General features: G+C 60.3%; 14 protein-coding genes. 5 read left to right on the forward strand and 9 right to left on the reverse strand.

Going from position 1 to position 13,385, the window contains the following annotated elements; genetic code table 11:
- Positions 1-56: 56 nt before the first annotated feature.
- From WE862_RS07505 to mdtH, 3 genes are all read right to left on the reverse strand, one after another.
- On the reverse strand, positions 57-518 hold the full coding sequence (locus WE862_RS07505) for an acyltransferase (RefSeq protein ID WP_042030670.1): 462 nt from the start codon (positions 516-518) through the stop codon (positions 57-59).
- Positions 515-1,441, reverse strand: coding sequence for a bifunctional helix-turn-helix transcriptional regulator/GNAT family N-acetyltransferase (locus WE862_RS07510; RefSeq protein ID WP_082035437.1), 927 nt, complete (start codon positions 1,439-1,441; stop codon positions 515-517). The genes WE862_RS07505 and WE862_RS07510 overlap by 4 nt, the downstream gene beginning before the upstream one ends.
- Before the next feature lie 128 nt (positions 1,442-1,569).
- Positions 1,570-2,766, reverse strand: a complete 1,197-nt coding sequence (gene mdtH, locus WE862_RS07515; protein ID WP_042030669.1) for a multidrug efflux MFS transporter MdtH — start codon at positions 2,764-2,766, stop codon at positions 1,570-1,572.
- Positions 2,767-2,858: 92 nt separating this feature from the next.
- Here mdtH and WE862_RS07520 point away from each other — a divergent pair, with 92 nt between their 5' ends.
- Positions 2,859-3,752: a LysR family transcriptional regulator gene (locus WE862_RS07520; protein ID WP_033112980.1), complete on the forward strand. Its 894-nt coding sequence runs from the start codon at positions 2,859-2,861 to the stop codon at positions 3,750-3,752.
- A 30-nt stretch (positions 3,753-3,782) separates the two neighbouring features.
- Here WE862_RS07520 and WE862_RS07525 read toward each other — a convergent pair whose 3' ends face one another.
- Positions 3,783-5,555 carry a M4 family metallopeptidase gene (locus WE862_RS07525; RefSeq protein WP_042030666.1) on the reverse strand — a complete coding sequence of 591 codons (1,773 nt, stop codon included), beginning with the start codon at positions 5,553-5,555 and terminating at the stop codon, positions 3,783-3,785.
- Positions 5,556-5,906: 351 nt separating this feature from the next.
- Between WE862_RS07525 and WE862_RS07530 the strand changes: the two genes are divergently transcribed.
- Together WE862_RS07530 and rimJ are read left to right on the forward strand one after the other, a co-directional pair.
- Positions 5,907-6,461: a GNAT family N-acetyltransferase gene (locus tag WE862_RS07530; protein WP_033112982.1), complete on the forward strand. Its 555-nt coding sequence runs from the start codon at positions 5,907-5,909 to the stop codon at positions 6,459-6,461.
- On the forward strand, positions 6,461-7,012 hold the full coding sequence (rimJ, locus tag WE862_RS07535) for a ribosomal protein S5-alanine N-acetyltransferase (RefSeq protein ID WP_042030663.1): 552 nt from the start codon (positions 6,461-6,463) through the stop codon (positions 7,010-7,012). Before WE862_RS07530 ends, rimJ begins: the two co-directional genes overlap by 1 nt.
- Positions 7,013-7,065: 53 nt before the next feature.
- Here rimJ and WE862_RS07540 read toward each other — a convergent pair whose 3' ends face one another.
- From WE862_RS07540 to WE862_RS07550, 3 genes are all read right to left on the reverse strand, one after another.
- The gene (locus tag WE862_RS07540; RefSeq protein ID WP_042030661.1) at positions 7,066-7,314 is read right to left on the reverse strand and encodes a hypothetical protein; all 249 of its coding nucleotides are present in this window, start codon (positions 7,312-7,314) and stop codon (positions 7,066-7,068) included.
- Between the two features lie 307 nt (positions 7,315-7,621).
- Entirely contained in the window at positions 7,622-8,683 is a 1,062-nt protein-coding gene (locus WE862_RS07545) for an oxidoreductase (protein WP_198493537.1), read from the reverse strand.
- A gap of 77 nt (positions 8,684-8,760) precedes the next feature.
- A complete protein-coding gene (locus tag WE862_RS07550) occupies positions 8,761-9,924 on the reverse strand; it encodes a multidrug effflux MFS transporter (RefSeq protein WP_198493536.1) in 1,164 nt (387 codons plus the stop codon).
- A 235-nt stretch (positions 9,925-10,159) separates the two neighbouring features.
- Between WE862_RS07550 and rdgB the strand changes: the two genes are divergently transcribed.
- Both rdgB and hemW read left to right on the forward strand, forming a co-directional pair.
- Entirely contained in the window at positions 10,160-10,753 is a 594-nt protein-coding gene (gene rdgB / locus WE862_RS07555; RefSeq protein WP_033112987.1) for an RdgB/HAM1 family non-canonical purine NTP pyrophosphatase, read from the forward strand.
- A gap of 74 nt (positions 10,754-10,827) precedes the next feature.
- Positions 10,828-11,973, forward strand: coding sequence for a radical SAM family heme chaperone HemW (gene hemW, locus WE862_RS07560; protein ID WP_198493535.1), 1,146 nt, complete (start codon positions 10,828-10,830; stop codon positions 11,971-11,973).
- Between the two features lie 215 nt (positions 11,974-12,188).
- Here hemW and WE862_RS07565 read toward each other — a convergent pair whose 3' ends face one another.
- Entirely contained in the window at positions 12,189-12,428 is a 240-nt protein-coding gene (locus tag WE862_RS07565) for an alternative ribosome-rescue factor A (protein ID WP_042029637.1), read from the reverse strand.
- Between the two features lie 170 nt (positions 12,429-12,598).
- Entirely contained in the window at positions 12,599-13,054 is a 456-nt protein-coding gene (zntR, locus tag WE862_RS07570; RefSeq protein ID WP_033112990.1) for a Zn(2+)-responsive transcriptional regulator, read from the reverse strand.
- Between the last annotated feature and the right edge of the window lie 331 nt (positions 13,055-13,385).

The following is a 13,385-nucleotide window of genomic DNA, read 5'->3' on the forward strand; positions in this document are numbered from 1 at the left end:
CCCGCTTCGGCGGGGTCTTTTTATTGGTGTACCAAGGTGTTGTCTGGCGTGGCCTCTCAAAAGGTGCGCAGCAAACGGGCGGGATTGCCGGCATAGGTGCCGGGGATCTCTATATCCCGGGTGACCACGGCTCCGGCACCGATGACGGCGCCCCGGCAGATGCGGACCGGCAAAATGGTGGCATTGGAACCGATGCTGACCTCATCCTCAATGACGGTTCGGCCCCAGTGGGTCGAGTCCGGATCGGGAGATCCCTGCTTGAAGAGATCGTTGGCAAACATCACCCCGTGACCGATAAAGCACCCTTCACCTATGGTGACGTGCTCGCAGATAAAGGTGTGCGACTGGACTCTGGTTGCTCGGCCAATGGTGACGTTGGCCTGCACTTCCACGAAGGGGCCGATAAAGACATCGTCTGCCAGAGTACAGCCGTAGAGATTGACGGGCTCAACCAGTTTCACCCGCTCGCCGAAACTGACATCGCAAATGCCAACGGTGTGCCGTGTCGGCTCATTCATAATGCGCCTCTCTGTTCCAGATCGAGCAGCATGCAGATTTCACAATCTCCGTGACCGGTACAGCCAAGGGGGCCGGGCAGATGCTCAAACCCGAGGGATTCGTAGAGGCTGGTCGCCTCGCGCAGTACTTCGGTGGTCTCCAGATAGCAGCGCCGATAGCCAAGGGCGCGCGCCTCGTCCAGCGCCTGTAACACCAGTCGCTTGCCCAGACCCAGACCACGCAGTGCAGGCAGGAAGTACATCTTCTGCAATTCGCACACCCCCTCTTCTCCCGCCAATGGCGCGATACCGCCACCCCCAAGGATGGAACCGTCCGGCCCCTCGATGACCCAGTAGCGGCTCGCCTCTTCCTGATAGGTTTGATAGAGCCTGTCCAGATTGGGATCCGAGACGCCATATCCCTTGTCGGCGGTGAGCCCGTACTCCGCCGAGACGGTGCGGATAACGGTCGCGATGTGGGGATTGTCTGCTTCTGTGATAGGGCGAATATGGTAGCCCTGCTGGCGGCGAGCGCGGGAGAGGGCGCTGCGGTAGAGCAGCATGCCGCTCCACAGCTGTTCGCGCTCGGATTGGCTCAGCTGCGCCAGCATCTCCTCCATGGCGTGATCCATCTCCCGATGCAGCGTCAGCAGCATCGCCTGACCTTCGGCTGTGAGGCGGGCCTCCTTGCTGCGGCCATCGGAGGGGTGGGGATGCCAGCTGATAAGGTCGCGCTCGGCCAGGCGGGCCAGCGGGCGGCTGGCATTGGATTTGTCGATGCGCAGTTTCTCGGCCAGTTGCTGGTTGGTGGCCGGTGCGCTCTCCAGCTCGATCAGCAGGTGTGCTTCGATGGGAGTGAGTGCAAGCTGGCCACAGTGCTGGGAGAGCATGCCAAGTTCACGAACCAGATCGCGCGACAGGGCGCGCAGGGGACGGGGATCCATGTCGGGATTTCCTGTTTAGTTGTGCCTGACAACTAAAATAGTCAAAAAGTTGTAATGCGCAACTTTTTTATCGTCCCGGTGGACTAGCAATAGCAGCAGCCCCCGGGGCTGCCGCAGGGTAGCGCTCGTCAGGCTGCGGCTCTGGCGGCCAGTTCCGGACGGCGGGAGAAGCAGTGGGCAAGCAGCAGCATGGTGGCCACTCCCACCGTACCCAGCACCAGCCAAGGGAGGGCGGGTTGGCCCTGCTGCATGGCGTAATCGTAGAGCGAGCCGCCCCCCACGTAACCGGTCATGCCGCCGACGGCGAGGCCGAGCCGGCTAAAACCCATATAGCTGCCCCGGGCTGCCGGATTGGCCAGCCGGGTCATCAGGGTCTCCCGGGCCGGTTCGCAGATGATGATCCCGAGATAGAAGCAGGCTAGCAGCACGAAGAGGCAGGATAGGGTGCTGACGAAGGCGACCAGACCTATCCCCACCGTCATCATCAGGATGCCTGCCAGCAGGCGATTCTCGAGGCGATAGCGCCGTTCGCTGAAGCGGGCGATGGGGTAGAGCAGCGCCAGTGACAGCGCCGTTTCCAGGCTGTACATCCAGCCCACGGCGGTGGTGCTGCCGGATAGCTGTTTGACCAGAATGGGGAAGATCAGCATCACCTGCACCCAGAGCATGTAGTAGCCGCTTAAGATCAGCACCAGCCGGCAGAAGGCGCGATCCGCCAGCACCTTGCCCAATCCCTGACGCATCGGCGTCGGTTTGATCGAGAGGCGATAGGCGGGCAGCAGGGTCCAGTTGCAGAGTGCTGCCAGCGTGAAGAGCCCGGCCCCCAGCAGGCAGACGTAGGTGAAGTCAAAGCGCAGCAGCCAGCTGCCGAGCAGGGCGCCGGTGACGGCACCCGCGCTCTCCAGCATCATCAGCAGGGAGATAAAACGGCCCCGTTCATGAGGACGGGTGAACTTGATCACCAGCGCGGCCCGGGGCGGGTCAAACAGGCAACCGCCCAGTCCGGAGAGGAAGCAGGAGAAGATCAGCATGGCGCCGCTGTCGGCCCAGGCCAGCGTAGCGAAGCCGATGGCCCGCAGCAGCATGCCGGTGACGATGAGCGGGCGGGCGCCGAAACGGTCGGCCAGCGAACCGCCAAAAATTCCCAGCCCCTGTTGGGTGAGCTGACGCAGCCCGAGCGCCAGCCCGACCAGACCGGCGGCCCAGCCGAGCTGGTCGACGAAGCGCAGGCTGATCATCGGCATCACCACAAAGAAACCCAGGATCACCAGTGTGGTATCCAGCGCCAGAAACCAGCGTCCCCAAAACCTCGCCCTATCGACCATAACGCCCTCTCATTTACAGATAACTTCATTCTGGAGAGGGTTTAGATATAGTGGTAGACGACAACTACCTATATTTCATATCAGGATTATTTATGTCTATGGATCTGGACGATCTGCAACTGCTGCTGGATGTGGCCGAGCTGGGCAGTTTTAGTCAGGCCGCTGCCATCCGCGGCTGGTCACAACCACTGGTGAGTCAGCGGATTGCCCAGCTGGAGGTGAGCCTCGGAGCCCCGCTATTTCAGCGTCATCGGCGCGGTGTGACCCCGACCCGTGCCTGCGAGGAGTTTCTCCCCGCCGCCCGCTCGGCACTGGCCACCCTGAGTGAAGGGCGGTTGGCACTGCAGGGGGCACCGGCACTGCCCTGTATCCGTCTCTCCAGCCTCCCTTCGCTCACCTCGGTGGTGTTTGGCTCGCTGTTGATGGAGCTGGTGGACGAGCCGTTCGAGATCCGCTGCACCACGGATCACTCGGGCGACATCATGCAGGCGCTGCTGACCGGGGAGGCGGATATCGGCTTTGTGCTCAAGCGCCCGCCGGTCTCCGGCCTGCAGATGGAGTTGCTCTGCTGCTCCCCCATCATCGCCATCGCCTCACCGCTCCATCCCCTGGCCGGGTGCCACGGCCTCACGCTGGAGGATATCGCCGATCAGCGGTTGGCCCCCCAGGTGTGGGGGCCGGGGTGTGATGCCTTCATCCAACAGTTACGGCGGATCCGCCGAGTTGCCAGCCCCATTCACGGTATACAACCGGCCAGTGCGGCGCGGGAACTGGCGCTGGAGCACGGCTTTATCACTTTGATGCCGGAGCTGGCGATTGCGCGGGATCTGGAGATGGGGCGACTGATCAGACTCGATGTGGTCAATTTGCCGCAGGATCACTGGGATGTCATGATGGCCTGGCGCGGTGGCAAGCGGCCCAATCCCGCCAGAGAGACGGTACTGGCCATGGCCCGGTCACTGGCGAAACGGTGGCGCAAGGAGTAAAGGGCGCGGGGTTGCCCCCGCGCCGGAGGATCAGTAGCTGGCCTTGAGGGTCACGCCACTGAATGCAGCAAAGCCGGAAAGCTGGACGTACCAGGTACCTGCCTTGGGATTGGTGAAGGAGCAGCTTTCGTTGTTACCACCCTTGTAGGGACGGCAGTCGTAGCTGCTGCTGGTGGGGGCAGAGCCAAAGCGGACGTAGAGGTCGGCATCACCGGTGCCGCCGCTGCTGTTGATCTGCAGTGACTTGGTGCCCGCCGGTACGGTCAGGGTGTAGTTGAGCTTGCCCCCCTTGCTGGCGGAGAGATTGCTCAGCGGCACGCCATTTTTCAGCTCGTTGTCGCTTGGCGGTGTCGTACCGCAGCTGGCATCGACCCCGACGGTCTGGAAGGCCCGCGCCACATCGGCCTTGTTGTAGCCCAGATCGGCAGTGGCCCGGCTGACGCCGCAAGCCCCTTGTTGGTAGTCGGTGTTGGCACCCCAGTAGAGGCGGTTGGCCAGCACGAACACCTCGAACGCCTTGCGGGTGTTCCAGCCGCTGCTGTTGGCCAGCAGGTAGAAGGCGCGGTTATAGACCCCAGAGCTGTGGTGCACGTCGATGCCGTCGTAGTAGTCGCTGGCATGGCCGATGGATTTGCCATCACGGGTCGGATCCTCGAAGTAGCGCAGGGAACCGTTGCCCTTGAAGATCTGCGCCCCGACCAGCCAGTCGTTGCTCCCCTTCATGTAGAACTCGGCCGCTTCCCCCGCCATGTCGGAGAAGGCCTCGTTGATCCCCCCGGACTGACCCGAGTAGACCAGCCCCGAGTTCTGTTCGGTAAAGCCGTGACTCACCTCGTGGGCCGCCACGTCGAGGCTTACCAGCGGGTAGAAGGTGGTGGCCCCGTCCCCGAAGGTCATTTGGCTGCCATCCCAGAAGGCGTTCTCGTAATTCTTGCTGTAGTGAACCCGCATCTTCAGCTTGAAGGTCAATGGCGCGGTGTTGTACCAGTTGCGGTACATGTCGAATACCACGTTGCCGAAGTAGTGAGCGTCGTTGAGCGGCGAGTAGGCGCCGTTGATCTCCTTGACCCGGTTCTCCGGGCAGGTGAACTGGTGGATGGTGCCGCCAGAGGTGGCGTGGTTGAGGTTGATGGTATCGACGTTGGGGCTGGTCATCCGGCAGTTGTCATCGACGATGAGCGGGCCAAAGTCGGTGCCATAGAAGTACTTGCCGGTCTTGATGTTGCCCCCGGGGCCGGTGGCGTCCTTGTGGTTGATCCCCTCCCAGCGTTTGAGCTCCTCGCCGCTCTGGGCATCGAGGATGACGAAGGGGCGGCTCGGTTTGTCACCTTCCGCGACGAAGGAGACCTGATAGACCAGTCGGGCCAGACCGTTCTCGTCCTGCATCACATAAAGCTTGATCTGCTCGTTGCTCCCCTTGCTGCCCGCCTTGGCCTTGCTGGCGGCATCCTGTGGCGAGAGGGTTGCGACCGGGCTCGCCACATCCTGATCAATCTGGCGCAGCATGCGCCCGGTGGCCTGCTGCAGCTGGCCGCTCAGGCTCTTGTCGGCCACCACGACCTGGCCCATTACCGGAATGCCGTTCCAGGTCTGCTCGTAGCGGATCCGCTGTTGTCCGTTGGGCAGTTTGACTACCCGCACCTGACGAAACTCGCCATCTTCCAGCTGCAGTGTGCCGGAGCCGGCATTAAGGCCAGACATAGCTCTGGCGCTGCTTGCGTTAACGTTGATCTCGACTTCTTGTGCCGCCATGGCGGCACCTCCCCAACAGGCCAGTGCCACGGCCAGAAATACTTTATTCATCTCTTCTTTCCTTAAATCGATGATGTTGTTGAACCGACCCCAGGTCGGGCGTTTTCAAGCTAGTTCGGGGGGAAAAAAGTGCCTCCTGTCAGATGTGACAGCGCAGCACAGAGGGGTAGCAGGATCTGCTGAATGGCCCGTTTTGGGCATCAAAAGGAGCCGTTCAAAGAGAGTTATCCGGTTTCAGAGCGCCACCCTCCTCTTTGGAGGGAGAGAAATAGCTCGGGGCTGCCGCCTCTTCGTACCAAGAGGGGAAATGAGGAGGCGGCAAAAGTGGCTGGCGTGCCAAGTTGCGATTGGCTACATTGGGGCAGCCCCATGTTTTGGCGACTGATTTAAAAGGAGAATCCCATGTTTTCATGGCAGTTGGATGACGAGCTGGCGCTGCTCTTCTTGCAGCCAGACATGGCGAGCGAGCTGTTTGCCCTCTGCAATGACAACCGGGAGTACCTCTCCCAATGGCTGCCTTGGCCCCCTTTCATTTTGCGTCCAGCCGACAGCGCAACTTTTATCCGTCATGCCATCGAGAAGTTTGCCCGTGGCGAGGGGCTGACCACCGCCATCGAGTATCAGGGGGAGGTGGTTGGGGTCATTGGCTACAACAGCATCGATCACGATCTGGGCAAGGTGGTCATCGGCTACTGGCTGGCAGAGCGCTGGCAGGGCAACGGCATCATTACCCGAGCCTGTCATGCATTGATCCATCACGCCTTTGAGGAGATGGGGATGGAGAAGGTGGAGATCACTGCCGCGACCGACAATGAGCCCAGCAGAGCCGTCTGCGAGCGGCTCGGGATGCAGCAGGAGGGGATTACCCGGCGCGCGGAGCGGCTGGGTTCCCGGGTCGTGGATCATGTTCACTACAGCCTGTTGCGCGACGAATGGCTCGGGCAGAGAGACTCCTGATGGCGCTACCCCATATCAAAACCCCGCGAGCCCACCTGACGCTGCTGACCCCCGATCAGGCCCCTATGATCCTCGACTTTTACCGGCGCAATCGCGACCACCTTACCCCGTGGGAGCCGCTGCGCGACGACCATTTCTACACCCTTTCTTACTGGCATAACCGGCTGCAGGATAGCTACAGCCAGTTTTTCAACGGCACCGGCGTCAATCTGGTGGCGCTCGATCCGGCTGGTGAGCGGGTGATCGCCACCTGCAACTTCAGCAACATCATGATGGGGATCTTCAAGGCGTGTCACCTCGGCTATGCCATCGACCGGCAGCATGAGGGGCAGGGGCTGATGCAGGAGATCCTGACTGCCGCCATCGACTATCTGTTTCGCGAGCAGGGACTGCATCGCATCATGGCCTGCTATATGCCCGCCAACCTGCGTAGCGGCGCCTTGCTGGAGCGACTCGGATTCGAGCGGGAGGGGTATGCGCGGGAGTATCTGATGATCAATGGCCGCTGGGAGGATCACATTCTCACCTCGCTGATTAATCCGGCGCCTTGAGCGGCAGATAAAAAAACGGGCCCATGGGGCCCGTCTTTCAATGAGGTGCAGGCTTAGTTGGCCTTGGCATCGCTCACTGCAGCTTCAACCTTGGTAGCCGCTTCGTCAGCAGCTTTTTCAACGGTTGCAGTCGCTTCGGAGGTGGCTTTCTCTACGGTAGAGGTGGCTTCGCTAGCGGCTTTTTCTACAGTTGCAGCAACTTCGGCGGCCGGAGCAGCAGCAGGAGCGGCAGCTTTTTCTTCTTTCTGACCGCAAGCAGTCAACATCAGACCCAGGATACCGGCTACCAGTACTTTGTTCATGTGCATTCCCTCAAAAAAGATGGAGAGATGGTCGACACAACCATCACTGCGCCCACCGTGACCCGGAATAAAACAAGAAGCCGGGACTCAGGCAGGCGGGCGCAATATAGCCCCATTGGTTATCGATGAAAACGGATATCACAATGACATTTTTTCGTGCAGTGGATAAAAAGCGCCACTGCAACGACTGATATCAATACAAGATGCCGCTTATTTGCGGTTGATGCACAATAAACCACCAAGTTATTGATGTTGATTGGCAGTTTAAACGGTATCCATATCTGTCAGAGCGGCAAGCTGCAACGCGTTAGTCAGACAGCTTCTGACAGCTCAGCCGTTGCCCCAAGCGGTTGCTCTCGCGGGCAAGGTCCAGCAGTGCCATCACCGCCAACGCTTCCGTAGCCGGTACCGGGTTATCTCCCTCACCTCTGATGGCGGCACAGACGCCGCGGTAGTAGGCGCCGTAATCCCCCGCTTCGCCGGTCAGGCTCTGTTGCTGCAATTGGCTATCCATGATGCGACTGAGCTGACCGGGTTCGCTATCCAGCCCCCAATCCGCTGCCGGTGGCCGCTTGCCCAGCTTGAGCTGATCTTCCTGCACATCCATACCGAATTTGACGAACGAGCCCTGACTGCCGTGAACGACAAAGCGGGGCATGGTGGCCGATACCAGACAGCTACCATGCAGGATCACTCGCATTTCGCCAGACCGTTCACCATAGCCCAGCACCACATGGAAGTAGTCATCAGCCAGGGCACCGGGGCGCTGCCCGGCAAGGTCTGCCTGCAGCCAGTCCGGTTGGCCGAAGAGCTGCAGCGCCTGATCCAGTACATGGGGGCCGAGATCGAACCAGAGTCCGGACCCCGGGCCGCCCGCTTCGCGCCAGCGCTGGCGCACCTCGGGGCGATAGCGATCGAAGTGCGACTCGAACTGGGCGATCTGCCCCAGCGTCCCCTCGGCAATCAAACGGCGCACGGTGAGAAAATCCCCGTCCCAACGGCGGTTGTGGAAGATGCTGAGCAGTCGCTCCTGCTTTTCGGCCAGCTCGACCAGCTCTGCCGCTTCGGCCAGATCAAGTGCAAACGGCTTGTCGATGACGACGTGTTTGCCAGCCAGCAGCGCCTGACGGGCCAGAGGCGCGTGGGTATCGTTGGGGGTGGCGATCACCACCAAATCGACCAAGACATCGCTCAGCACCTGTTCCAGTGAACCGACCCGGCAGTCGGGCAGATCGGCCTGCACCTTGGCTGCATCGCTGCTGACTACCCAGCTCAGGGACAAGCCGGGCGTGGTGGAGAGGAAGGGGGCGTGGAAGGTCTTGCCTGCAAAGCCATAGCCCACCAGGGCGGCGTTGAGAGAGTGGCTCATCGGGGTTCTCCGCTGACGTCGAGTGACAAACGAGAAGGGGGCCCATGGCCCCCAGAGTGTGCATCAGAGCACAGGATTTATTGCAAACACAAGCGGCGTCCGCGGCGCGTCATCAGCACCACCAGCGGTGGCAGCAGCAGCCACATATGCAGTGCCAGCTGGCTGAGCGGGTCGTGCATCAGGGCGCCGGTCAGGCCAACCAGAGCACCGGATCCACTCATCTGGAACAGGCCGAGCAGGGCGGCGGCGGTACCGGCGCAGTGGCCGAACGGTGCCAGCGCCATCCCGGCGGCCGAACCCAGGATCATGGCAAAGCCGATGCTGGAGAGGAATACCGGCCCCATCATCGCTAGCGGATGTTCGATGTGCATCGCCAGAGTCAGGCTTATGGCTGAGAGCATCAATACCAGCAGGCCGATACGCAGGGTGCGTCTTGGCCCCACCTTGGCGATAAAGCGCGGCGCCATAAAACAGGCCAGAATGTTGAGCGCGGCGTTGGCGGTAAACCAGTAGCTAAAGCCGCTCATATCCAGTCCCAGCTTCACCATCAGTTGTACCGGCGCAGCGGTGACATAGGCGAGGATCACCGCCATCGCCAGCATGCACAGCGCCGCGTTGAACAGGAAGCTGGGGGAGCGTAGTACCGGGCTGTAGCGCGACCAGCTGATGAGGGCCCCTTCGCTGCGGGTCTCCTCAGGGCGGGTCTCCGGCATCCGCCATAGCAGCCAGCTGCCGACGATGAGCGCATAACCGGCCATAAACCAGAAGTTGGCAGACCAGCCCGCCTTGGCGGTGAGCCAGCCACCGAGCAGGGGGGCGAGGGCCGGGATAAAGCAGATGGCGCCATTGAGATAGGAGATCATCTGGCCGCTCTTTTTCGGGCCATAGCTGTCACGCACCACCGAGAAGGCGGCGACCGAGGTGGCACAGGCGCCAAAGCCCTGCAGCACCCGAGCCAGCATCAGTTCACCGAGGCTGGCTGCGAACCCTGCGCCCAGCGCGCTCAGACCGTAGAGCAGCACGCCGCCCAGAGCTACCGGTTTGCGGCCATAACGGTCGGCCAGCGGCCCGACCAGCAGTTGTCCCAGCCCCATGCTGAACAGGAACCAGGTGATGGTACCCTGCATCAGGGTCACTTCCGCCCCGAGCTGTTCGGCCATCTGCGGGATGGCGGGCAGGTAGATGTCGATGGCCAACGGGCTGAACAGCACCAGCAGTACGAGTAAAAGAATCAATGGCATCTGTCACCTCTCTATCAGCCGGGATTGAATTGGTGCGCGAGTCTACTGGCTCAAAGTAATGAATAGAAATGGTATTTAATCACTTCGGTTATTCCTCTGCGGAAACATGTATCAAAAAGCGCTCTATTGAAAGAGGGATAACTCCCGCTCAAGCCATGGCTGCTGCCGTAATTGACGCTTTTACTAAACGCTTGCGCCGCATAGAATGCGCTGATTATTTTTGCGGAGGTGCTCGATGAACAAGCTTGTCCTGGCAACAGGTAACCAGAAAAAGGTGAAGGAGTTGGCCGCCATGCTAGCCGACATGAAGATCCAGGTGATCCCGCAGAGCGAGTTTGCAGTCTCCGATGCCGACGAGACCGGCACCACCTTCGTTGAAAACGCCATTATCAAGGCGCGCCATGCCGCCCGCATCACCGGCCTGCCCGCCGTTGCCGATGACTCCGGTCTGGAAGTGGATCTGCTGCAGGGCCGTCCCGGGGTCTACTCCGCCCGCTTTGCCGGTCAGGGTGCCGGTGACAAGGCCAATATCGAGAAGCTGCTGGCTGAGCTCAAAGGGGCGCCTGATTATCTCAAGAGCGCCCGCTTCTGGTGTGTGCTGGTCTATATGCGCCACGCCGACGATCCCACCCCCATCATCTGTCAGGCTAGCTGGGAAGGGATGATCATCGACGAGCAGCGCGGTCAACATGGCTTTGGCTATGATCCCGTCTTCTTCGTGCCGGATCACGACTGCACTGCGGCCCAGATGCCGGCAGAGCTGAAAAACCAGCTGAGCCACCGTGCCCAGGCGCTGGCCAAACTGAAAGCGGCGCTGGCGGCTCACTGAGTTAAGCCTCCACCGCCCATCGCATATTGTCATCTACAATGGGGGCCTTGAGCCCCCGTTTTATTGGAACGTCCATGCTGCAACTGCCGCCGCTCTCTCTCTATATTCATGTGCCCTGGTGCGTCCAGAAGTGCCCTTACTGTGACTTCAACTCCCATGCCCAGAAAGGGGAGTTGCCTCACCTCGAATATGTCGCCGCCCTGCTGGAGGATCTGGATCAGGATCTGAAGTGGGCACAGGGACGACCGCTCTCCTCGATCTTTATCGGTGGCGGTACCCCCAGCCTGCTGACGGTCGAGGCGATGCAAACCCTGCTGGACGGGGTGCGGGCCCGTATTCCGCTCACTGCAGATTGCGAGATCACCATGGAGGCCAACCCGGGCACGGTAGAGGCGGACAAGTTTGCCGGTTTCCAGCGTGCCGGCATCAACCGCATCTCCATCGGGGTACAGAGCTTCCAGCAGGAGAAGCTGACCCGTCTCGGCCGCATTCACGGCCCGGAAGAGGCGCGCAAGGCCGCCGCACTGGCCCACGCCATCAAGTTGCCCACCTTCAATCTGGATTTGATGCACGGTCTGCCGGATCAGAGTCTGGATGATGCCCTTTATGACCTGCAGCAGGCTATTGACTGCGCCCCGCCGCATCTCTCCTGGTATCAGTTGACCATAGAGCCGAACACGGCGTTTGCCTCCAAGCCGCCCAAACTGCCGGAAGATGACACCCTGTGGGATATCTACGAGCAGGGCCACGCCATGCTGACCGCCAGTGGTTATCGCCAGTACGAGATCTCGGCTTACGCCAAAGAGGGCTATCAGTGCCATCACAACCTCAACTACTGGCGCTTTGGCGACTACCTGGGGATTGGCTGCGGTGCCCACGGCAAGGTGACCGATCTCGCAAACCAACAGATCCTGCGTACCGCCAAGGTGAAGCATCCGAAAGGGTATCTGGATCCAAGTCGTCCCTATCTGGACGAGCAGTGGCAGGTGACGGCGGACGATCTGCCGCTCGAATACTTTATGAACCGCTTCCGGCTGTTCGAACCGGCCCCCAAGGCGGAATTCGAGACCTACACTGGCCTGCCGCTGGAGCGGGTGGGGACGGTTTTGACCATTGCCCAAAGCAAGGAGCTTATCGAGGATTTGGGGGATAGCTGGCAGCTTACCTCTCTCGGCCATCGCTACCTGAATGTGTTGCTTGAGCTGTTTATGGATGAGTGAAAACGGGTTCACGGTCTGGCTGCGAAGCCGTGATCAAGGTTCATGCACTGCTCGGAAGCCTCACGTATATCTATACGCTCCGGTTCCTGTGCTGCTCTTCACCTTGCTGACAGCTTCTCGCGACAGGTCGTGAGCCAGTTTTGGCGAACCGTGTTTCGAAATAACAATCAGGGCGCCATTGGCGCCCTGATTGTTTATGGTCGGTAGAAACCCGCTCAGCAGCAGACGCTGATCATCTGCTGTTGGCCGGGCTCCCACCGCTTGCCAAATTTGGCCTTGCGCTGGTAACTCCCCTTGCCCTTCTTGTTGCGCTCGACCCGGCTGCGAAACAGGGGATCAGAGAGCAGGGCGTGCAGATGGTTATCCTTTATCTCGCCGCGCTGATGGGCATAGTTGCCCCCTTGCGCATGCTCCTCACGGGTGAGGGCGGGTTGTTCTACCCGAGTTTTGGCCATGATGGCTCCTCTTCTTGCTCTTGGTGTGTTCACTCTTGTGTCTGGATGGCGGTTTTCGCTACGGGCGCCTGTTCAGGTGAGCACCCGGCAACCGGATGCTCTGGCACCGGTTAAAAACGCGGCGATTTTGTCACCAAATTGCCGCGGGAGCAATGACCCGGCTGGTGCCGTCAGCCGTGAACCGGGTCATGCTCATCGTGGCCGTGATGCTCGTGATGGGCCGGGGCGCCCGACTCCAGCGTTTCCAGAATGGCGCAGTGCTCCGCCGAGCGGGGGCCGCCGCAGCAGATGTTGGAGAGCTCGCGCAGGTTGTCGCGAAAGCGGGTCAGTTCGATGATCTTCTGCTCCACTTGGGCCAGCTTGGTGTCGGCTACTGCTTTCACCTCCTGACAGGTGACCTTGGCCTTGTTGGTATCGAGATCGAGCAGCTCGCCGATATCTGCAAGGGAGAAGCCCACCGACTTGGCGCGAATGATGAACTCCAGCCGTCGCTTGTCCTGCTCGCTATAGAGACGGTAGCCAGATTCGTTGCGGATCCCCGGCGAGATGAGCCCGTTCTTCTCGTAAAAACGCAGGGTATCCGCCTTGACCCCGCACGCCTTGGCCAGTTCACCGATCCGATACATGCCCTTTTCTCCCGTTGGATATGCGACTCAACAAAACCGGAACCCACTATCACCCCTTTGCCAGACGATTGCCAGCCAAGGGCATAAAAGGGGCAGACAAAAGTTGGTTTGGCCGCTCTTTTGCCATAAAACCCTTAAATGGCAAACGTTTGGCAAAAATCAAGTGGCAAACGTTTAACGCCGCGCCACGAAAGGGTTTTGCTATTTAAAAAATCCACCACCCGTCACATTTTTTGTGTAGAATACGCGCCCATAAGAGAGCGCCGCACCAAGCGGGCATTTCTTAAAGCACTTTTGCCGTTGTCAGGCCTGCGGCGAGAGTGGTTTGCGA

The organism is Aeromonas jandaei (assembly GCF_037890695.1).
GTDB classification, from domain to species: domain Bacteria; phylum Pseudomonadota; class Gammaproteobacteria; order Enterobacterales; family Aeromonadaceae; genus Aeromonas; species Aeromonas jandaei.